Raw genomic sequence first — 20,741 nt, forward strand, 5'->3', positions numbered from 1 at the left:
GCATCACAACCGGGTGACCCGTCCCGCCTCTTAACGCAGCGTCGGGCGTGACAATCGCGGCTGACGTGACCATGGTGCGCGTCACCCTACGTTTTGATCCGAACGTTCCCCGGGAGGCCGCACATGACCCAATACCCGCACCTGCTCGCCCCGCTCGATCTGGGCCACGTCACGCTGAAGAACCGCGTGCTGATGGGCTCGATGCATACCGGGCTGGAAGAGACCAAGGACTGGAACCGGGTGGCGGAATTCTATGCCACGCGCGCCCGCGGCGGGGTCTCCCTGATGGTCACCGGCGGCATGGCGCCCAACCGCGAGGGCGGCGTCTTTCCCGGCGCGGCGGGGCTCTTCAACGAGCAGGACATCGCCAACCACAAGGTGGTCACCGACCGGGTGCACGAGGCCGGCGGCCTTATCGCCATGCAGATCCTGCACGCGGGCCGCTACGCCTACGGCAAGGAATGCGTCGCCCCCTCGCCGATCAAGTCGCCCATCTCGCCCTTCCCGCCCAAGGAGCTGGACGAGGACGGCATCGAGAAACAGATCGCCGACATCGTCACCGCCGCCGCCCACGCCCGCGAGGCGGGCTATGACGGGGTCGAGATCATGGGCTCCGAGGGCTATTTCATCAACCAGTTTCTCGTGCGCCACACCAACAAACGCGAGGACCGCTGGGGCGGCTCCTACGAGAACCGGATGCGCCTGCCGCTGGAAATCGTGCGCCGGGTGCGCGAGGCCGTCGGCCCCGATTTCATCCTGATCTACCGCCTGTCGATGATCGACCTCGTACCCGAAGGCTCGACATTCGACGAGGTGGTGCAACTGGCCAAGGAGGTCGAAAAGGCCGGGGCCAGCATCATCAACACCGGCATCGGCTGGCACGAGTCGCGTGTGCCCACGATCGTCACCTCCGTCCCCCGCGCGGCCTTCACCTGGGTCACGAAAAAGCTGATGGGCCACGTGGGCATCCCGGTCATCACCTCGAACCGGATCAACACGCCGCAAGTGGCCGAGGACGTGCTGGCCGATGGCTGCGCCGACATGGTGTCGATGGCCCGCCCCTTCCTCGCGGATGCAGAGTTCGTCAAGAAGGCAATAGAGGGCCGGCCCGACACAATCGCGCCCTGCATCGCCTGCAATCAGGCCTGCCTCGACCATACCTTCTCGGGCAAGATTTCCACGTGCCTCGTGAATCCCCGCGCCTGCTATGAAACGGAATTGCCGATCACACCCACCGACACGCCCAGGACCGTGGCCGTGGTCGGCGCTGGTCCCGCAGGCCTCTCCACCGCGATCACCGCGGCGCAGCGCGGCCATGACGTGACGCTCTTCGACCGCGACACGCAGATCGGCGGACAGCTCAACATGGCCAAGCAGATTCCCGGCAAGGAGGAATTCTTCGGCCTTGTCGACTGGTACGACACCATGCTGAAGGAAACCGGCGTGACCGTGACACTGGGCCATGACGTGCAGGCCGACGACCTCAACGGCTTCGACGAGGTGGTCATCGCCACCGGCGTCCTGCCGCGCGACCCCGAAATCGAAGGCCAGGAGGGTGACAATACCCTCAGCTATATCGACGTGCTCAAGCACAAGAAGCCAGCGGGCAAGCGCGTGGCCATAATCGGCGCAGGCGGCATCGGCTTCGATGTGGCCGAATTCCTTGTCCACGAAGGCGAGAGCCCGACCGAGAACCTCGAGGAATGGAAAGAGGAATGGGGCGTCGGCGACCCGGCTCAGACCCCCGGCGGGCTGGCCCCCGAAGGCCCGCAGCCCGATGCGCCCTCCCGCGCCGTCACGCTCCTGCAGCGCAAGTCCGAGCGTGTGGGCAAGCGGCTCGGCAAGACGACGGGCTGGATTCACCGCGCGTCGCTCCGGATGAAGGATGTCGAGATGGTCGGCGGGGTCACCTACGAGCGCATCGAACCTGCGGGCCTCGTGGTCTCCAACGGCGAAGGCCGCGAAAACCCGCGCACGCTCGAGGTGGACACCATCGTGCTTTGTGCCGGACAGGTCAGCGAACGCAGCCTTGTCGACGCGCTCGAGGCCAGGGGCATGACCTGTCACGTCATCGGCGGCGCGGACGTCGCGGCGGAGCTTGACGCCAAGCGCGCCATCGATCAGGGCACGCGTCTGGCGGCGGCGCTATAGTCTCTTGCCCGCACCCCGGCACCGCCCTAGTTTCGCGCCATGCCCGTTTGCGCCTTCGATATCGCCCCTGATGGCACCGCCCGCCCGGCCTCTGAAAACGGCCCGGACGAGGGTTATGCCTGGTGGCATTTCGACCTTGCCGAATCCGATCTTCCCGAGTGGCTAGAGGCGCATGTTCCCGCCATTCCGGCTACGGCACTTCTGGCCGCCGAAACCCGACCGCGCTGCGACCGCTACGGCGACGGGCTGATGCTGAACCTGCGCGGCGTGAACCTGAATGCCGACGGCCCCGCCGATCAGATGGTTGCAGTGCGCATGTGGGTGACCGAGCGCCTGGTCGTCACGGTGCGCAAGCGCCGGGTCTTTGCCATCGACGCCATCCGCGAGGACATGGCCGCCGGCACCGCCCCCGCCAGCCCCATCGCCTTTGTCCACGACCTTGCGCAGCGGCTGATGACACGGGTGCAGGACACAGTATTCGACCTCAGCCGCCGCGTGGACGACATGGAAGACAGCGTCGAGGACGACGACGAAGACCCGCCAGAGGATCTGGCCGAAGAACAACGCATGGCGATCCGCCTGCGCCGCTACCTTGCCCCGCAGCGCGACGCGCTGATCGCGCTTGTCGGCACCGACAGCGAGCTTGTTACCTCCGATGCCCGTGCCCGCCTGCGCGAATTGGGCAACCTCGCCAAGCTGGCGGTCGAGGAATTGGAGTCGATGATCGGGCGCATGGAGGCCGTGCAGGACCACCACGCCACGCAGGCCGACCAGCGGCAGAACCGCAACGGCTATATCCTGTCGATCGTCGCGGCCGTGTTCCTGCCGCTGGGGTTCATCACCGGACTGTTCGGCGTGAACGTGGCGGGGATGCCCGGTGTGGACACCCCCTGGGCTTTCGCGGCCCTGTGTATCGGGCTGGTTGTCCTGACCTTTGGCGCGATCTGGATCCTGCGAAAGCTGAAATGGATCTGAGCGCGCCTATTCGATCGTGATAGTGATCTGGTCGGACGTCACCGGCGGGTCGTGCGGTACGTGGTTCATGTCACCCAGCACCAGTTGCAGCGTGTGTTCGCCCGGCTCCAGGTCCAGCTCCACCTCGGTCTGACCGCCACCGAAATGCATGTGGTTGTCATCCGACGGGATCGCGTTTTGCAGCTCTTCCTCGCCATCGGGGCCTTCGCCGAGAGGCGCGCGGTCGATCAGGATGTGGTGATGTCCGGTATGCTCCTTTTCGGTGCCGGCCGGCGCCACGCCCATGCCGCTCAGGCCGAAGACGACCTTCACCGGCGCGGATACGGTGGCGCCGTCTTCAAGGTTGACGAAATAGACCTCTGCACCTTCGGGCGCGGCGGTCCGTTCGGCAAAGGCCATCGAGGCTGTCACCGCCAGGATGGCGAAGGATTTCGTAAGAAGTTTCATGCGAGCTCTCCCTAGTTCAGGTCCCGCAGATGCCGCGTCTCCAGAACGGCCCTGCGACGGTGCTGAAGATGGACCTCACGGGCGGCAAGACAAGGCCCTTGGCCCCGGTCGGCGGCATGAAAGCTGTTTCCGGGCCACGAACGATGCACCACAAAACCAAGATATTGTCTGGCTCGCGCCGCAGTTGTGCCTGAATTTACGGCGATAGCTTGACCCCAACAAGAAATGACGAGGGTATCGAGAATGGATCGCCTTACCGAAATGGAGGCCTTTGCGACCGTCGTGGACCAGGGTGGGTTCACGGACGCTGCCCGCAAAATGGGTATTTCCAAGTCCGCCGTCTCCAAGCACGTCTCGTCTCTCGAAGCCCGTCTGGGTGCGCGTCTGCTGAACCGGACCACCCGCCGGGTCAGCCCGACCGAGATCGGTCTGGCGTATTACGACCGCGCCCTGCGTGTCCTGAACGACGCGGGCGAGGCGGACGCGCTGGTCAGTTCGATGCAGTCCGATCCCTCGGGCCTTCTGCGCATTTCCGTGGCGACCGATTTCGGCGTGAATCACCTCAGCCCGATTCTCGGCCAGTTTCTCGACGATTTCCCGGACATCACGGTCAACATGGTGCTCAACAACCGCTACGTGGAATTGATTTCCGAAGGCTTCGACATGGCCATCCGCATCGGCGAGCTCGAAGACAGCACGCTGCGCGCCCGCAAGCTGACCGAGACCACCAAGCGCATGATCGCCAGCCCCGCTTACCTGCAAAAATACGGTCAACCCGGCAAGATCGATGAACTCAACGAACACAAGCTCCTGCACTATTCCAGCCAGTCCAACGGGTCGGTCTGGAAGCTGACCGCTCCCTCGGGCGAAAAGCGCCAGGTGCGCACCGCCGGCGGTCTTTCGGTCAATGACGGCCAGTCGCTGCTCAATGCCGCCATTTCGGGCCTCGGCATCGCTTACCTGCCCAGTTTCCTTTACGCCAACGCGATGAAGGACGGAAAAGTGGTCGATGTCATCCCGGACCTGCCGATGGAAACCCAGGGCATCTATGCAGTCTATCCTCCGGGCCGTTTCACGCAGCCCAAGGTGCGCGCTTTCATCGACTTCCTTGTCCACGCCTTCGCCGAGAAGGGTCCGACGGACTGGTAAGATTTTCCTCCGCCTGTCAGGCCTGACCCCGGGTGGCGCGCCGCCCGGGGCTTTTTCGCGTTCTCACGCCATGCGCAATGGCCGCCGCTTGCGCCCCCAGTCGCCCGGCGGGCCGTCGATCACACCGGGAAAAGGCGTGCCGCAAGCAACGCACGCGCCGAAATCGTCCAGCTTCCACTCCGACAGCGCGTACCAGTCCCGTCCGATCACGCGATCCCCGCACCCGTCGCAGTAGCTCGACTGCGCGTCGGGATGATGCACGTTGCCGATATAGACATGCCGCAGCCCCGCCTGCCGCGCCACCCGACGCGCCCGCAGCAGCGTCTCCAGCGGCGTGCGCTCGTGGGACAGCATCCGGTGATCGGGATGAAAGGCGGTGAAGTGCAGCGGCACGTCCGGCCCGCAGGTCTCCATCACCCAGGCCGACAGCACCTCCAGCTCCGCCGTGCCGTCGTTCTCGCCCGGGATCAGCAGCGTCGTCAGTTCGACCCAGCAATCGGTCTCGTTCACGGCGTAGGCGATCGTCTCCAGCACCGGCGCGATCTCCGATCCGGTCAGCTTGCGATAAAACCCTTCGGTAAAGCCTTTCAGGTCGATATTCGCCGCATCCATCGCACCAAAGAACTCTGCCCGTGGCGCGTCGCAGATATACCCCGCCGTCACCGCCACGCTTTTCACGCCGGCCTCGCGGCAGGCGGCGGCGGTGTCCAGCGCGTATTCGTGAAAGATCACCGGGTCATTGTAGGTAAACGCAACCGACGCACAGCCCTGCGCCCGCGCTACCTCGGCAATCCTTTCCGGCGCCGCCTCATGCGCCAGGCTGTCGACCTCGCGGCTCTTCGAGATCTCGTGATTCTGGCAGAATTTGCACGCCAGGTTGCACCCCGCCGTGCCGAAGCTCAGCACCGGCGTACCGGGCAGGAAGTGATTCAGCGGTTTCTTTTCGATCGGGTCGATGCAGAACCCGGTCGAGCGCCCGTAGGTGTCCAGCACCATCCGGTCGTCCTGCCGCATACGAACGAAACACATGCCGCGTTGCCCGTCCCGCAAGGTGCAGAAGCGCGGGCACAGGGTGCAGCGCAGCCTGCCGTCGCTTTCAGTCTCCCAGAATCGCGCGGGGTGCATCGTCGGTGTTTTTCCTCCATGATCTTGCCTGAAAGATAAGGCATGCGATCGCGAAATGAATAGTGAACCCGACCCCCTCATGCGCCAGCCCGCCGTCGCCGGAACCTTCTACCCGGCCCAGCCGGACGTGCTCTGGTCCGAGGCCGAAAGCTGCATCACCCGTGGCGCCAGCGGTTGGCGGCCAGAGGGCTCGGTGCCCCGCGCAATTATCTCGCCACACGCGGGCTATCGCTTTTCCGGCTGGCTGACCGGCGCCGCATGGCGGGCCACCGCCCGAGGACAGCCTGCGACCATCGTCATTCTGTCGCCCTCTCATGCCCATTCGTTCGACGGCATCTCCCTGCCCTCGCAAAAGGGCTACGCCATGCCCGGTTTCGACGTGATGATCGACCGATCCGTCACCAACAGCCTCGTTCAGGCAGGGCTGGCCCATGTCGAGGACGCCGCACATGACCGCGAGCACGGGATCGAGACGCAGCTTGCCTTCCTGCACCGCCTGCATCCCCGCGCCAGGGTGGTCCCGCTCGTCATCGGCAACGCGACGCAGGATCAGGTGGCGGCGGCCATCGACCACCTCGCCGCTCAAGGCCAGCCGCTCTTTGTCCTGTCCAGCGACCTCAGCCACTTCCTGAGCCGCGACGTGGCGGATGCCAAGGATGCCGAGACGGCCAAGCTGCTGGAAACGTCCAAGGGCACGATCCTCACCCCGCGCCACGCCTGCGGTGCCGCCGCCATCACGGGGTTTCTCGCCTCGGCCACGGGCGCGGGCCTGCGCGTTGTCCGGCTGGCCATGGCGTCCAGCGCCGATGTCACCGGCGACACGTCGCGCACCGTGGGCTACGGCGCCTGGGCACTTTTCGATACCACCGACGAGATCATCATCCCGCGCCACCGTGAGATGCTGCTCAAGGCCGCGCGGCAAACGCTCGTCTCCTTCACCAGGCTCGGCAAGCCGCCCACGCTCGATGACACAAGCTTTCCACAGGCGCTGCGCGGGCACGCCGCCAGCTTCATCACCCTGCAAAGGGATGGCCGCCTGCGCGGCTGCATCGGCTCGCTTGCCGCGCATCAACCGCTGGTCCGCGACGTCTCCGAGAACACGGTCAAATCCGCCTCCGACGATCCGCGCTTCAAGCCCCTGAGCGCCGACGATGTCCCCGGTCTGCGCCTCAAGATCGCCGTCCTGTCACCCTCCGCGCCGATGACCTTCGCGAATCAGGCTGACCTTCTGTCGCAACTGACACCGCACCGCGACGGCCTGATCCTGCGCGACAGGGGCAAGCGCGGCGTCTTTCTGCCAATGGTGTGGGAAAGCCTGCCCGACCCCGCCGAATTCCTGAGAGCATTGAAGGTCAAGGCGGGCCTGCCCAAGGATCACTGGAGCGACACGCTGGAAATCCACCGCTTCTGCGCCGAAAGCTTCGCCGAACCGGACTAGGCGCTCAATCGGCGTTGGAAATCTCGATCAGGTTGCCATCCGGGTCGCGCACGTAGATCGAGGTCAGCGGCCCCGTCGCCCCGGTGCGCGGCACCGGCCCTTCCTCGACCGTCACGCCTTGCGCGGCGAGATGGTCCTGCCAGTCCGCCACCGGCGCATCGCTCAGGAAACAAAGGTCCGCCGTGCCGGGCGCGGGATGCGCCGCCTTCGGCTCGAACTCCGCACCCGCCTTGTGCAGGTTGATCTTCTGTGCCCCGAATTTCAGCGCCCACCGTCGAGTCCCGTCAGCAGGGGTGAATGCCTCGGCCGTCATTCCCAGGACATCCGTGTAAAAGGTCACCGTCGCATCGACATCCGCCACGGTCAGCACCAGGTGATCCAGCGATGTCAGGCGGGTCGGCATGAGCACGTACTCTTCGCTAGCATTGTCATCTCGCGTATCGGCATCATAGACATACACCAAAACCCGAGATCAGTCCAAGATGACAGACGTCACCCAGACCCTTCACGACGCCATCGACCCGGCCCGCGCCCGCGCGCTTCAGGCGACGTTGGGCGAGACTCCCACCATAGAGGCAGGCGACGCCCTGCCGCCGTTCTTCCACCAGGTCTATTTCTGGGACCCGCAGGTGCCCGCCGACCTGGGGCGTGACGGACACCCGAAACTGGTCGGGGTCATTCCCGACATGGGCCTGCCCCGGCGCATGTGGGCGGGCGGGCAGCTTGAATTCCACGCCCCCTTCCGCGCGGGCCAGCCCGCCTCGCGCCGCACCACCCGCGAAAAGGCCGAACACAAGCAGGGCCGCAGCGGCCCGCTGGCCTTCGTCACCTTACGCCACGAAATCTGGCAAGGCGACACCTGCTGCATCACCGAGCATCAGGACCTCGTCTATCGCGAGGACGCTGGCGGCCGGAAACCCGAACCGCCCCCTGCCCCCGACGGCGCGGTGAAGACCCACACGGTCAGTTTCGACAGCACGCTCCTCTTCCGCTACTCCGCGCTCACCTTCAACGGCCATCGCATCCACTACGACGAAAACTATGCCCGACAAGTCGAAGGCTATGACGGCCTTGTCGTCCACGGACCGCTTCTGGCGCATCACCTGATGCAGATGGCCGATTCCGAACTTGGCGGCCTCAAACGCTTCAGCTTCCGTGCGACCAGCCCGCTGATGGACCACGAGGTCGCAACGATCTGCTGGACCGAGAACGGCATCTGCTGGGTGCGCGGCCCCGACGGGCGGCAATGCATGTCCGCGCAGGCAGGATGATCAGCCGGTTTTCGGCAAAGACGCCTCGGGCCTTAACGCCGCCGGGATCTCGTCCCGCCCGTCCAGCACAAGGTCGGCCATCACCTGCGCCACTTTCGGCGCCATGCCGAACCCGATCTTGAAGCCACCATTGGCGATGAACTGGCCGGGGTAAAGCGGATGCACGCCCAGCATCGGCGCCCGCGACCGCGCCCGGGGCCGCACCCCGGCCCACCGTTCGATCACCTTCGCGTCTCGCAGCGCCGGCACCGCAATGCGCGCGCGGTCCAGAACCTCGTCCAGTTGCGCATCCGTTTCGGTCGCGCTGGCATACTCCCGTTCCGAGGTCGATCCGACAGCCGTCGTCCCGTTGCGATGAAAGATCACGTGCAGCGCGTCGGCAAAGACCTGTGGCGCGTCCGGCGCCGCGAAATCCAGCACCGCGCCCTGTCCCTTGACGCCGTTGCCCACCGGCGCCGCGAGCCTCTCCGACAACTCGGTCAACCCCGCGACCCCCGTCGCATGAACCACGCGGCCCTGCGGCTTGCCCTCGGCCACGATCTCTCCACCACGGGTCACGATGGCCGCCGCCAGCGCCCTGGCCCCTTCGCGAGGATGCAACCGCGCCGACAGCGTGTCGAGGATCAAGAGGCCCGTCGGCGTGACCGGCGCATGGGCCAGCGTATCCGCCTCGACCACCTGCCACGTCGCGGCGTCCCCCCACAGTTCGCGCGCCGTGACCTCCCGCTGCTGCGCCAGCGCAAAGCCCGCCTCGTCCGCCACCGGCTGCACGCGACCCGTCCGGGCATAGCCCGGCGGCAGGCCAGAGACCTCCGCCACCTCGGCCCAGAACGCCTCTGCCATCAGCAGGCTGTCCAGCTGGAACGCTTTCTTATCGTTCCAGTTCTCGGGCACGTGCGGTGCCAATGCGCCCACCACGCCGCCCGACGCCCCCGCGCCCACGCCGCCGGGGTCGATCACCCGCACCTTCGCCCCCGCCGACTGGCACGCGAAAGCGATGGAGAGGCCGAAGATCCCGGCGCCGTAGATGGTGACGTCTGCCATTGTCATTTCCCCTGCCCGGCGGCATGGTCGCCGGGATTTTCCCTGACTACCGGAAGGCGCGATGCAGGACCAGCAGCCAGAACTGGAATGGCGCGAGGGCGACGTGCCCGTCGCCACCCGGTTCGACGACCCGTATTTCAGCCTTGAAAACGGCCTGGCCGAAACGCGCCACGTTTTTCTTGGTGGCAACGACCTGCCGGCCCGGTTCCGCGACGGGTTTCATGTGGCCGAACTCGGCTTCGGCACCGGGCTGAACTTCCTGACCGCACTACAGGCTTGGCGCGCAGCAGAGGTTTCCGGCACCTTGCATTTCACCAGCTTCGAGGCGTTTCCGATGGACCCCGCCCAGATCGCGCGCGCCCTCTCGGTCTTTCCCGACCTGCCGGTCGAAGCGCTCGAACTGGAACGCGGCGGTCCCTTCATCGACCCTCTGACCGGCCCCGATTTCATTCTGAGCGTCATCCAGGGCGACGCCCGCGCCACCCTGCCCGCCTGGGACGGAATGGCCGACGCCTGGTTCCTCGACGGATTCTCCCCCGCCAAGAACCCCGAGCTTTGGGAAGAGGCCCTGATGCGCCACGTGGGCCGGCACACCGCACCGGGCGGCACCGCGGCAACCTATACCGCGGCGGGCTTCGTCCGGCGCGGATTGCAGGCCGCCGGGTTTGAAGTCGCCCGCGTTCCGGGATACGGGCGAAAGCGGCACATGACCCGCGCAAGAAAGACCTGACCATGGCAGAGCAGAACACCCGCCTCGGCATCCTGATGATGGTGACGACGACCTTCATCTTCGCGGTGCAGGACGGCATCTCGCAATATCTCGCGCGGGAATACAACGTGCTGATGATCGTGATGATCCGCTACTGGTTCTTCGCGGCCTTCGTGATGACCGTGGCCAGCCGCACCGCCGGCGGCCTTCGCGCCGCCGCCCGCACCGATCAGCCTTTGGTGCAGGGCTTTCGCGCCGTGCTGCTGGTGGCCGAGATCTGCGTGATGATCTTCGGCTTTACCCTATTGGGGCTGGTCGAAAGCCACGCCGTCTTCGCCTGCTACCCGCTGCTGATCGCCGCCCTCTCCGGCCCGGTGCTGGGCGAAAGCGTCGGCTGGCGCCGCTGGGCGGCGATCGGGGTGGGCTTCGTCGGCGTCATCATCATCCTGCAACCGGGTTTCGGCGTGTTCCAGCCCGAGGCCGTCGTGCCGCTGATCGCCGCTCTGATGTTCGCACTCTACGGCCTGCTGACCCGTTACGTCGGCCGCCGCGACAGCGCCGCCACCAGCTTTTTCTGGACCGGCACCGTGGGCTCGGTCGCCATGACCGCCGTCGGCCTGTGGTTCTGGGAGCCGATGTCGGCCTATAATTGGCTCTGGATGGCCGCGCTTTGCGTCACCGGCGCGGCGGGGCACTACACGCTGATCAAATGCTACGAGGTCGCCGAGGCGAGCGCCGTGCAGCCCTTCGCCTACCTGCAACTGGTCTTTGCCAGCACCATCGGTATCCTTTTCTTTTCCGAGACGATCCGCAGCAACGTGGCTCTTGGCGCCGGGCTGATCGTGGCCGCCGGGCTGTTCACCCTCTGGCGCCAGCGGCTGCGCGGCTAAAGCATTTCCGGGACATATCGAATCGCTTTTCACTTCTTCTTGAGACGCAAAAAGCGATGCATGTTCCAGACTGCCCCGGAAACGCTCCAGTGCGGCATTTTACCGGGCTTTCCCGTAGCAGGCCGACGATGTATCAAACGTCTGAAAGACGAGGGGTCTCATCCATGCGCTCGGCGCGACACATGACAGCGATCTGCAAGGCGGCGTTCACGCTGGTCTTGGCGCTGTTCATCGCATTCCGCGTCGTGGCCCAGCCCACGATCCTCGCCGCGCCGGAACCGGGGGTGATGGCGCTCTGCTCTGGCGGGCAGATCGTCTATGTCTCGATGGAAACCGGCCTGCCGGTGGAGAACGACGGCGAAACCGGATTGCTGGCCGATCCCTGCCCGTTCTTCGGCGTGACGGCCTTCGACCTGACCGTGGACCAGCCCCTGCCGACACCGCTTCAGGTGCCATCCGCGCTCGCCCTTGCGCAGACCGGCGCGTCTCAGCCCGTACCCGGCGCTCCGGTTCAGAACGCCGCCCGCGCCCCGCCCCTTCGGGCCTGATCCCGCGCGGGCCAACCGCCCGCATTCCACTTCCCAAGAACATCGACGCAGGCGGGCCTCTGCCTGGCGCGGTCCCATTCCAAATCCGGCACGGGGCCTGTCGCCCGCGTCGCCATCGTACAGGAGACTGACATGAAAGCCCTTCTTACCCTCGCATCCGCCCTCATCCTGTCGGCCGGCATCGCCACCGCGCATGACTACACCGTGGGCGATCTGGAAATCATGCACCCCATGGCATTCGAGACACCCAAGATGGCCAAGGCCGGCGCGGGGTTTCTGATGATCACCAATACCGGCGACATCGACGACGTGCTGCTCGAGGTGCGCGCCGATTTCCCCAAGGTCGAGATCCACACGACCGAGGAAACCGACGGCGTCGCCAAGATGATGCATGTCGAAAAGTTGCCCATCCCGGCCGGTGAATCGGTCAAGCTGGCACCGGGCGGCTATCACGTGATGTTCATGGGCCTCTCGTCGCAGCTTGAGGAAGGCCAGAAAATTCCCGCTACGCTGGTGTTCGAGAACGCGGGCGAGATCGAGGTCACGTTCAACGTTGAAACCCGCCCCGAAGACGGCGAAAGCATGGACCATTCCAACCACTGACCGTCGCGGCACGCCGTGCGGGCGGCATTCCGCCCGCACCGCATTCCTTGGTCAGTCCACGGTCGGCTTCAACGTGCTGCCGACAAGTTCCTGCGAAAAACGCACCGGGTGCGGCTCCTTGCCCAGCCGCGCCCGGTAGACCGGCAGGCTCTCGGCCACGCGCATCACGTAATTCCGCGTCTCGTTGAAGGGAATATGCTCGATCCAGTCGATGATGTCCCCGCCCTCCTGGCGCGGGTCGCCGAACCGCGTCATCCAGCTCGGTGGTCGTGCAGGCCCTGCGTTGTAGGCCGCCGACATCATGATGACATTGCCATCGAACTGTGCCGCCATCTGCGCCAGGTAGGCAGACCCAAGGCGCGCGTTATAGGCCCAGTCGTCGAAGACACGCGACCGTGTATGATCGGTCTCGCCCAGCCGCCGCGCCACCTCGGCGGCGGTACCCGGCATCAGCTGCATCAACCCCATCGCACCCGCGCCGCTGGCGACGTTCTGGTCGAACTCGCTTTCGCGCCGGGCGATCGCAAGCGCCAGTTCCATCGGGACCGGCAGGTCGAGTTCGTGCATCGGGTGCAGCGGATAATAGGGGGCGGGCAGCGTGATTCCCCGTTGCGCCGCCGCCTTACCCACCATCACCTGCAGGTGCGGCGAGCCCAAATCGTGCATCGCCTGTCCCAGCTGTCGCAGAGGCTCCAGGTCAAGTGTGCCCGCCAGATGCTTGAAGAACTGCTCGGCCAGCGAGACCCGCCCGTTGGCCAGCGCCAGAACCCCGGCCTGGAACACTTCACCCCGCGCGAACTCCGCTTCACGCCAGTCGGGAAAGCTCTGACGCCCCATAAGCGCCCGGTCGAACGGAAAGCCGCCCCGCTCGGCGGCCAGCAGCCCGTAAAAGCTGGTCTGGTGCAGTGCCCCGAACTCGTAGGCGATCTCGGCCGCGGCCTCGTTGCCGGCGGCCTCCTGGGCGCGGCCCAGCCAGTACCCGGCCCGGCCCAACGAGATCGGCGTCTCGACCGCATCCATGAACCGCTCGAAGTGGAATACCGCCAGCTCGGGATCGTTGAGGTCCGTCAGCGCGATGAAGCCCGCCAGCCACTCGAGGTCCGCGAAATGCGATCCTTCGACCAGACCGTGCACCGACGCCAGGTCATAGGCCGTGCGCGCGGCACCGTCGCGCATCCTGTCCCGGGCCAGTTCCCTCCGCCAGCCCGCCCAACGCTCGGCATCGCCCAACCCGTTTCCTTCCAGACGGCTTTGACGAAGGATCAGCTTGATCGCGTCATCGGCCCGGTTCTTGCGAATGTGGCGGTTGAACAGGGCGTAGGCGATGTGCGGGTCCGAGCGGGCCGCCTCGGGCAACAGGTCAAGTCGCTTGTCGGCGCCGTCGGCATCGGCCTCGATCATCAACCGGGTCTGGGCGATATCGCGCGTGACCTCATCGACCAGCGGCAGCATCTGCTCCACGTCCCGCAGGCCCCGCCACAGGGCCATGTCCAGCCGCGCCGCGTGATGGGGCTCCAGCAGTTCCGGTCGCGCCCGGATGAAGGCGTGATGCTCGGCCGTGGACAAATCCAGCGTCCGCCATCCCAGCACCATCGCGACCTCTGCATCGCCCGGTCGGTCGCCCTCCTGCAGCGCACGCGCATAGGACAGCGTGCCCAGGCCCGATTGCGGCACCCGGTCCTCGTAAAAGGCAATGATCTCGTCGGGGCTGGCGCCGATCATCGCGCCCTCGGCCTGCTTGTGGAGGTAATCCAGCCCCGGCCAGTCCGGGTGGTCGGCAAGAAAGGTCAGGATGTCGTCGGGCGTGCCTTCGCCCGCCCGCAGCCGGTGCCATTCGATCAACGTCACCGCCCCGGGTCCCGCCCGCTCGGCCAGATGCATCGCGGTTGTCCAACGCCCCGCCAGCATCGCATCGAAGGCGCTCGACAAGGGACGCGGCGGGACACGCGGCGCCGGTGCCACCATGACGGTCTCTTCCGCGCCCTGGCCGCCCCCGGCGTCCAACGACGCAGTCGCCTCGCTCACGGCTTCAGTCTGGGCCATGGCAAGCCATGGCCACAGGAGGGCCATCAAGGCCACGACAAGTCTTTGCACGCTGAACATCACTTGCATTTTCCCGGGCCAGCGACGATAGACACAGCCAGCCTAGTTTCAAGGGGACGGATCGTCCATTCACAAGCTGGGCAACGCCGCGGCACGATTGCGTGTTCCACCGCGGTCATCCACCAGCCCTTGGGGCTAAGACATAAAGAGGAGCGTATCATGTTCAAAGGATCATTTCCTGCCCTGGTCACGCCGTTCAAGAACGGCGAGCTGGATCTCGATACGCTCAAGAAGCTTGTGGAATGGCATATCGCCGAAGGCAGCCACGGTCTCGTGCCCGTCGGCACCACCGGCGAAAGCCCCACGCTCAGCCATACCGAGCATGAAACCGTCGTGTCCGAAGTGGTGCGCGCCGTCAACGGCCGCATTCCGGTGATCGCGGGCGCGGGCAGCAACAACACGCTCGAATCGATCCGCTTCATCCAGCACGCCGAAGAGGTGGGCGCCGATGCGGCCCTGGTGGTGACGCCATATTACAACAAACCCACCCAGCGTGGCCTGATCGCGCATTTCACCGCGCTGCACGATTGCTGCAACCTGCCGATCATCATCTACAACATTCCCGGGCGGTCCATGGTGGACATGCTGCCCGACACGATGGGCGAGTTGGCCAAGCTGCCGCGCATCGTGGGTGTCAAGGACGCCACCGGCGACCTGGCCCGCGTCAGCCACCAGCGCATGACCTGCGGCAAGGATTTCTGCCAGATCTCGGGCGAGGACGCGACCGCGCACGGCTTCAACGCCCAAGGCGGCGTCGGCGTGATTACCGTCACTGGCAACGTCGCCCCCCGCATGGTGGCCGAGGTCCAGAACGCCACGCTCGCCGGCGACTATGCCAAAGCGCTGGAAATCCAGGACCGGCTGATGCCGCTGCACAAGGCGATCTTCACCGAGCCTGGCCTCGTGGGCGCGAAATACGCCCTGTCGCGGCTGGGTCTGTGCAGCGACGAGGTGCGCTCGCCCCTGACCGACCTCAGCGACGAGACCAAGGCGATGGTCGATGACGGCTTGCGCCATGCCGGGCTGATGAACTAGGCCTCGGGCCAATGGCCGAACTTCTGATCGTCTACCACTCCAAGACCGGCGGCAGCCGCCAGATGGCGCAGGCCGCCGCCGAAGCCGCGCGGGACGAGACGACCACGACACTGCAGACCGCCGAAGAGAGCGGGCCGGACGATCTGCTGCGCGCCGATGGCTATATCTTCTGCGCGCCGGAAAACCTGGCCGCCATCGCCGGCGTGATGAAGGACTTCTTCGACCGCTGCTATTACCCCGTGCTTGGCCGGATCGAGGGGCGCCCCTATGCCCAGATGGTCTGTGCCGGGTCCGACGGCACCAATGCCCAGAAACAGATCGCCCGCATTGCCCAGGGCTGGCGGCTGAAAGCGGTGCAGGAGCCCTTCATCATCTGCACCCACGCCCAGACGCAGGAACAGATCCTGGCCGAAAAACACCTGTCGGAAGAGGACCTTGCCCCCTGCCGCGAGCTGGGGCAAGCCCTTGGCGCCGGTCTGGAGATGGGCGCGTTCTAGAGCGCTTCCGGGAAACCCTGAATCGCTATTCGCTGACTTTTCAGACGCAAGAAGCGATACCTGTTTCGGACTGACCCGGAAACGCCTTAGTCGACCCGGCGCACCAGCATCTGGTTGCCCGGCCCTGACTTCGTCTCGAACACCTTCAGCTTGCCCACGAGATCGCTCAGCTTCTTCTCGCCATAGGTCCGCGTGTCGAAATCCGGCTTGTCTGCCTGGATCTGCTGACCGATCCGGCCCAGAGGATACCACTCGCCTTCCTGGTCGATCTTTTCCATCGCGTCGAAGATCAGGTTGCGGGCATTGGACGCGGATTTCGAATCGAGTCCCGCCTTGGCCTTCGTGAGCCCGGACGACCCGGCCTCCTGGTAGATGTTCTCGATCGCCACGAAGCGGTTGCAGGCGTTCTTCAGCGCATCGGGCGCCTTGGCCTCGCCGATGCCGATCACCGTCAGGCCCTGTTCGCGGATGCGGCTGGCCAGCCGGGTGAAGTCGCTGTCCGAGGACACCAGAACGAACCCGTCGAAATGCCCGGCGTGCAGGATATCCATCGCGTCGATCACCAGCCCGATATCCGACGCGTTCTTGCCCTTGGTGTTGGCGGTCTGCTGGTGCTGGACCAGTCCGAGGTTCTGCGCCGTCTTGGTCCAGCCGCTCAACTGCTGGCTGGACCAGTCGCCATAGACCCGCCGCAGCCCCGGCTCGCCATAGCTGGTGACTTCCTTCAGGATGGCATCGGCATATTTCGACGGCACGTTGTCGGCGTCGATCAGGACGGCAAGCAGGTTGGAACGGTCGGGCATGGCAACTCCTTTTCAGGGGCACCCTGCCCGATCCGCCCCTCCGGCGAAAGCCGATTGTGGGCGCTCAGCCCTTGTCGCCGATCTTGTCCTGGGTCTTGGTCTCAAAGTCCGAGGCGTCGTGACGTTCCCACAACTGCTCGTGCGGCTCGCCCATGGTGCGGTTCACCATGCGACCGCGCTGCACGGTGGGCCGGTCCAGGATCTTTTCGGCCCATGCCACGACGTTTTTGTATTCGTGCACGCTCAGGAACTTGCCGGCATCGTATTGCCGGCCCAACGCCAGATTGCCGTACCACGGCCAGATTGCCATGTCGGCGATGCTGTACTCCTGCCCCGCGATATAGGGCCGGTCCGCCAGCCGTTTATCCAGCACGTCCAGCTGCCGCTTGGTCTCCATCGCGAAGCGGTTGATCGGGTACTCGTATTTCTCGGGCGCATAGGCGTAGAAATGCCCGAAGCCGCCGCCCAGATACGGCGCGCTGCCCATCTGCCACATCAGCCAGTTCATCACCTCGGTGCGCTCTGGGCCGGAAGCGGGCAGAAACGCCCCGAACTTCTCGGCCAGGTGAATGAGGATCGAGCCGGATTCGAAGACGTTTATCGGCTCAGACCCCGAGCGGTCCACCATCGCGGGGATCTTGGAGTTGGGGTTCACCTCGACGAAGCCCGAGCCGAACTGGTCGCCATCGCCGATCCGGATGAGCCAGGCGTCGTATTCCGCGTCATGCCCCTCGGCCAGAAGCTCCTCGAACATAACGGTCACCTTCACCCCGTTGGGCGTGCCCATGGAATAAAGTTGGAAGGGATGCTCGCCCACAGGCAGGTCCTTGTCATGCGTCGCCCCGGCGATGGGCCGGTTGGTCGAGGCGAAGGTGCCGCCGCTCTCGGCGTCCCAGGTCCAGACTTCGGGCGGGGTGTAGGTGTCGTCGGTCATCACGGGCTCTCGCTTTGTCTTGTGTTCCTGCAAAGAGCTAACCGACCGCAGCGGCAATGCAAGGTGCAGCGCTGCACAGATTTCTGTGCAAGACCGTCATCGCCGAAAAAGACGCCAATTGTTTGCACGCTTGGTCTTGGGGGTTGCACAGGCCTTGGGCTTTGGCCAATGCTGCCCCAGACGACGCGAAGGAGACATGAAAGATGCGGTTTTTGGCAATAGCGACACTGACGACTGTTGCGGCCTGCGGGCCGGCCGTCACCGACGATGGCGTGCCTTCGCGCGCCGAAGAAGAAGGCCCCGATATCTGCATGGCCGCTGACCACGCCGCCCTTGTGGGCCAGCCGCTGGACGCCTTCGATCAATCCACGCTGGACCAGCCCGTGCGCATCATTCCGCCCGGCGGGATCGTGACGATGGAGTACAATCCCAAACGGCTGAACGTCGATCTGGACAGCGACAATACCATCGTGCGCTTCTGGTGCGGCTAAGCCCGCGCCATTGCACCTGAGTCCTAACAGACGCCCCGGCCCGGCTGCCATTCTTGGCTTGCGCTTATTTCAACAAAGTTGATACTGCCTCGCCAGTAATGTTTGATTTCGCACAAACGACTGAGGCCTGCCATGGACAGCTGGGATGAAGTCCGCACCGCCTTTCACGTGGCACGCGTGGGAACGGTCAGCGGCGCGGCGGACGCGCTTGGCGTCCACCACGCCACCGTCATCCGCCATATCGACGCGCTTGAGGAACGCTTGGGCGTCAAGCTTTTCCAACGCCACGCCCGCGGCTATTCCACCACCGAGGCGGGCGAGGACCTGCTGCGCGTCGCCCAGGCCACCGACGACCAGTTCAGCCAGCTCGCGGGCCGCATCAAGGGCCGCGGCAACGATGTGTCGGGCGAGTTGGTCATCACCTCGCTGGGCGGGTTCAGCCACCTTCTGGTGCCGGTCCTCACCGAATTCCGGCAGGAGTATCCCGACATCATCCTGCGCTACCTGACCGGCGACCGTCTGTTTCGCCTGGAATACGGCGAGGCGCATGTCGCCATCCGCGCGGGCCGCGCCCCGGATCAGCCCGACAACGTGGTACAGCCCTTCTACAAGCAGGCGCACACGCTTTATGCCGCGCAATCCTATGTCGACCGGCACGGCCTGCCCGCGTCGGAGGACGAGTTCGACCAGCACTGGTTCGTCAGCGCCGACGACCCGAAGAACCGCGCGCCCTTCAACCAGTGGCTGCGGCAGACAGCGCCCGAAGAGCGCATCATCTTCCGCAGTCAGGACGTGCACGCCCAGCGCCGCGCGATCACCCACGGCGCGGGTATCGGGTTTCTCAGCAAGGTCCTTGCCAACCAGCTCGGCAACCTGACCGAGGTCATGCCCGCGCGGGACGAATGGTCCGCGCCGATCTGGCTGGTGACCCATATGGACCTGCACCGCACCACTAAGGTGCAGGCCTTCCTGCGCTTCCTCAAGGACCGCGCCAAGGCGTGGGAGGTCGAATGACCGACCGGCTGCGCGGCCATGCCGCGATGCTGGCCTTTTCCGGGCTGATCGCCGGGTCCTTCGCGCTTGGGTCCATGGCCGCCCCGCATATCGCGCCCACAGCCCTCAACGCGGTGCGGTTCATCCTGGCCTCGGTCCTGCTGGGCAGCGCCGCCTGGGCCACCGTCGGCATCCCGCGTGCCACGTGGCAGGCCCCGTGGCGCTACCTGCTCCTGGGCGGGTCGATGGGGCTATACTTCGTGATGATGTTCGAGGCGCTGAAAACCGCCGCCCCGGTCAGCGCGGCGGCGGTCTTTACCCTGACACCCATCATGTCGGGGCTCTTCGGCTATATCCTATTGCGGCAGGTGATGACCCCGCGCATGGGCGTGGCGCTGGCCATCGGCGCGGCGGGGGCGCTCTGGGTGATCTTCGACGCCGATCTTCAGGCGCTTATGCGGTTCGAGATGGGCCGGGGCGAGGTCATCTTCTTTTTCGGCTGCATCGCCCACGCCTTCTATACACCGCTGGTGCGCAAGCTGAACCGGGGCGAGCGGCCCATTGTCTTTTCCTTCGGCGCCATGGTCGCTGCCGCCGGGCTGATCGCGCTGGCGGGCTGGTCCGACATGCGCGGCACCGACTGGCTTGGCCTGCCCGCCATCGTCTGGATCACCATCGTCTATACCGCCGTCGCGGCCACGGCGATCACTTTCGTTCTGCTGCAATATGCCTCGCTGCGCCTGCCCAGCGCCAAGGTCATGGCCTATACCTACCTGACGCCCACCTGGGTGATCTGCTGGCAGGCAGCACTTGGCCACGGCCTGCCGCCACGCATGACCCTCGTGGGCGTGGGGCTGACCACCGTGGCGCTGATGCTGCTCTTGAAGGACGAATAGTCACTCGGCCAGATCCCGCGCCGCATCGCGAATTCTCCGGAACTCGTCGCCGAACGCATCCTCTGGAACCCTGCGCAGGAAATACTGCACCGTGCCGATCGGCGCCGGCAGTTGCACATCCATGCCCATCGTGTCGCCACGGCAGGTATAGGTGATCGTCGGCTCGTACCGCTCCGCTCCCGCAACAGGTGCGGTCATGCCATCACCATTGGCCGTCATCGTAAACATGGCCGGGGCGGACCCTGCGTCGCAGAACGTGACCCGCCCAGCCTCGCCGTTGATGAATCCTACCTGCGTCGGCGCGGCAAGGTCCAGCCGGACGTCCACGACATCGCCGGTCTCGACGAACGTATCGGTGAATTCCGTGGCCTGGTGAAACGGGAGCGTGTGATAGAACCCGTCATCGTAGATGGAAATTCCCAAGGTCGGCGAGGCTCCTGCCGCGATGTCGCGAATGACGTCCTCCGGCACCATGCTCTGCAAGGCGGCGCGGATACGCGCGGGGGCCGTATTTTCTCCGACCCAGTGCCCCACCATGCAAGGGTCGCCCACCGGCGGCGGCGTGACACAGGCGTTCTGGGCAAGGGCGGGGGCGGCCCAAAGGGCCAGCATCAGGGTCAGGGCAGATGACTTCATGGC

The 20,741-nt window shown here is 65.5% G+C and carries 22 protein-coding genes; 14 read left to right on the top strand and 8 right to left on the bottom strand.

Translation table 11 applies throughout. From position 1 onward, the window contains the following. The first annotated feature begins 123 nt into the window (after positions 1-123). Positions 124-2,151, top strand: a complete 2,028-nt coding sequence (locus FIU89_RS18370; RefSeq protein WP_152493932.1) for an NADPH-dependent 2,4-dienoyl-CoA reductase — start codon at positions 124-126, stop codon at positions 2,149-2,151. 39 nt (positions 2,152-2,190) lie between these two features. Beyond that, positions 2,191-3,126, top strand: a complete 936-nt coding sequence (locus FIU89_RS18375) for a zinc transporter ZntB (protein WP_152493933.1) — start codon at positions 2,191-2,193, stop codon at positions 3,124-3,126. A 6-nt stretch (positions 3,127-3,132) separates the two neighbouring features. On the opposite strand, the gene FIU89_RS18380 is transcribed toward FIU89_RS18375, so the two are convergent. Beyond that, positions 3,133-3,525 (bottom strand): DUF4399 domain-containing protein, encoded by a 393-nt coding sequence (locus FIU89_RS18380; RefSeq protein WP_254701890.1) that lies wholly within the window; start codon positions 3,523-3,525, stop codon positions 3,133-3,135. A gap of 291 nt (positions 3,526-3,816) precedes the next feature. On the opposite strand from FIU89_RS18380, the gene FIU89_RS18385 reads away from it, so the two are divergent. Then, on the top strand, positions 3,817-4,722 hold the full coding sequence (locus tag FIU89_RS18385; RefSeq protein WP_152493935.1) for a LysR family transcriptional regulator: 906 nt from the start codon (positions 3,817-3,819) through the stop codon (positions 4,720-4,722). A 63-nt stretch (positions 4,723-4,785) separates the two neighbouring features. Here FIU89_RS18385 and amrS read toward each other — a convergent pair whose 3' ends face one another. After that, positions 4,786-5,847, bottom strand: coding sequence for an AmmeMemoRadiSam system radical SAM enzyme (amrS, locus tag FIU89_RS18390; protein WP_216647038.1), 1,062 nt, complete (start codon positions 5,845-5,847; stop codon positions 4,786-4,788). Positions 5,848-5,902: 55 nt separating this feature from the next. Between amrS and amrB the strand changes: the two genes are divergently transcribed. Continuing rightward, the gene (gene amrB / locus FIU89_RS18395; protein ID WP_152493937.1) at positions 5,903-7,285 is read left to right on the top strand and encodes an AmmeMemoRadiSam system protein B; all 1,383 of its coding nucleotides are present in this window, start codon (positions 5,903-5,905) and stop codon (positions 7,283-7,285) included. 4 nt (positions 7,286-7,289) lie between these two features. On the opposite strand, the gene FIU89_RS18400 is transcribed toward amrB, so the two are convergent. Further along, positions 7,290-7,688: a VOC family protein gene (locus FIU89_RS18400; RefSeq protein WP_152493938.1), complete on the bottom strand. Its 399-nt coding sequence runs from the start codon at positions 7,686-7,688 to the stop codon at positions 7,290-7,292. Between the two features lie 79 nt (positions 7,689-7,767). Between FIU89_RS18400 and FIU89_RS18405 the strand changes: the two genes are divergently transcribed. Continuing rightward, the gene (locus tag FIU89_RS18405) at positions 7,768-8,556 is read left to right on the top strand and encodes a MaoC family dehydratase N-terminal domain-containing protein (RefSeq protein WP_152493939.1); all 789 of its coding nucleotides are present in this window, start codon (positions 7,768-7,770) and stop codon (positions 8,554-8,556) included. On the opposite strand, the gene FIU89_RS18410 is transcribed toward FIU89_RS18405, so the two are convergent. Next, positions 8,557-9,600, bottom strand: coding sequence for an FAD-binding oxidoreductase (locus FIU89_RS18410; RefSeq protein ID WP_152493940.1), 1,044 nt, complete (start codon positions 9,598-9,600; stop codon positions 8,557-8,559). 61 nt (positions 9,601-9,661) lie between these two features. Here FIU89_RS18410 and mnmD point away from each other — a divergent pair, with 61 nt between their 5' ends. The 4 genes from mnmD (at position 9,662) to FIU89_RS18430 (ending at position 12,350) form a co-directional block, all read left to right on the top strand. Further along, the gene (mnmD, locus tag FIU89_RS18415) at positions 9,662-10,330 is read left to right on the top strand and encodes a tRNA (5-methylaminomethyl-2-thiouridine)(34)-methyltransferase MnmD (protein WP_152493941.1); all 669 of its coding nucleotides are present in this window, start codon (positions 9,662-9,664) and stop codon (positions 10,328-10,330) included. A gap of 2 nt (positions 10,331-10,332) precedes the next feature. Next, complete coding sequence (locus FIU89_RS18420) at positions 10,333-11,199, top strand: DMT family transporter (protein ID WP_152493942.1); 867 nt, start codon at positions 10,333-10,335, stop codon at positions 11,197-11,199. Between the two features lie 182 nt (positions 11,200-11,381). Further along, on the top strand, positions 11,382-11,747 hold the full coding sequence (locus FIU89_RS18425; protein ID WP_152493943.1) for a hypothetical protein: 366 nt from the start codon (positions 11,382-11,384) through the stop codon (positions 11,745-11,747). Positions 11,748-11,879: 132 nt separating this feature from the next. Beyond that, positions 11,880-12,350, top strand: a complete 471-nt coding sequence (locus FIU89_RS18430; RefSeq protein ID WP_152493944.1) for a copper chaperone PCu(A)C — start codon at positions 11,880-11,882, stop codon at positions 12,348-12,350. 51 nt (positions 12,351-12,401) lie between these two features. Here the strand turns inward: FIU89_RS18430 and FIU89_RS18435 are convergent, their stop codons facing one another. After that, positions 12,402-14,444, bottom strand: coding sequence for a lytic transglycosylase domain-containing protein (locus FIU89_RS18435; protein WP_254701733.1), 2,043 nt, complete (start codon positions 14,442-14,444; stop codon positions 12,402-12,404). A 168-nt stretch (positions 14,445-14,612) separates the two neighbouring features. Between FIU89_RS18435 and dapA the strand changes: the two genes are divergently transcribed. Both dapA and FIU89_RS18445 read left to right on the top strand, forming a co-directional pair. Beyond that, positions 14,613-15,488, top strand: coding sequence for a 4-hydroxy-tetrahydrodipicolinate synthase (dapA, locus tag FIU89_RS18440; protein WP_057793155.1), 876 nt, complete (start codon positions 14,613-14,615; stop codon positions 15,486-15,488). Positions 15,489-15,499: 11 nt separating this feature from the next. Beyond that, on the top strand, positions 15,500-15,985 hold the full coding sequence (locus FIU89_RS18445) for a flavodoxin family protein (protein ID WP_152493945.1): 486 nt from the start codon (positions 15,500-15,502) through the stop codon (positions 15,983-15,985). Positions 15,986-16,071: 86 nt separating this feature from the next. Here FIU89_RS18445 and FIU89_RS18450 read toward each other — a convergent pair whose 3' ends face one another. Continuing rightward, a complete protein-coding gene (locus FIU89_RS18450; protein ID WP_152493946.1) occupies positions 16,072-16,788 on the bottom strand; it encodes an NYN domain-containing protein in 717 nt (238 codons plus the stop codon). Positions 16,789-16,852: 64 nt separating this feature from the next. After that, the gene (yghU, locus tag FIU89_RS18455) at positions 16,853-17,722 is read right to left on the bottom strand and encodes a glutathione-dependent disulfide-bond oxidoreductase (protein ID WP_152493947.1); all 870 of its coding nucleotides are present in this window, start codon (positions 17,720-17,722) and stop codon (positions 16,853-16,855) included. Between the two features lie 203 nt (positions 17,723-17,925). Between yghU and FIU89_RS18460 the strand changes: the two genes are divergently transcribed. The 3 genes from FIU89_RS18460 to FIU89_RS18470 all read left to right on the top strand — a co-directional run bounded on the left by FIU89_RS18460 (position 17,926) and on the right by FIU89_RS18470 (position 20,102). Next, complete coding sequence (locus FIU89_RS18460) at positions 17,926-18,213, top strand: I78 family peptidase inhibitor (RefSeq protein ID WP_152493948.1); 288 nt, start codon at positions 17,926-17,928, stop codon at positions 18,211-18,213. 132 nt (positions 18,214-18,345) lie between these two features. Further along, on the top strand, positions 18,346-19,227 hold the full coding sequence (locus FIU89_RS18465; RefSeq protein ID WP_152493949.1) for a LysR family transcriptional regulator: 882 nt from the start codon (positions 18,346-18,348) through the stop codon (positions 19,225-19,227). Beyond that, on the top strand, positions 19,224-20,102 hold the full coding sequence (locus FIU89_RS18470; RefSeq protein ID WP_152493950.1) for a DMT family transporter: 879 nt from the start codon (positions 19,224-19,226) through the stop codon (positions 20,100-20,102). The genes FIU89_RS18465 and FIU89_RS18470 overlap by 4 nt, the downstream gene beginning before the upstream one ends. On the opposite strand, the gene FIU89_RS18475 is transcribed toward FIU89_RS18470, so the two are convergent. Next, the gene (locus FIU89_RS18475; RefSeq protein ID WP_152493951.1) at positions 20,103-20,738 is read right to left on the bottom strand and encodes a hypothetical protein; all 636 of its coding nucleotides are present in this window, start codon (positions 20,736-20,738) and stop codon (positions 20,103-20,105) included. Between the last annotated feature and the right edge of the window lie 3 nt (positions 20,739-20,741).

Source organism: Roseovarius sp. THAF27, assembly GCF_009363655.1.
Taxonomy (GTDB): domain Bacteria; phylum Pseudomonadota; class Alphaproteobacteria; order Rhodobacterales; family Rhodobacteraceae; genus Roseovarius.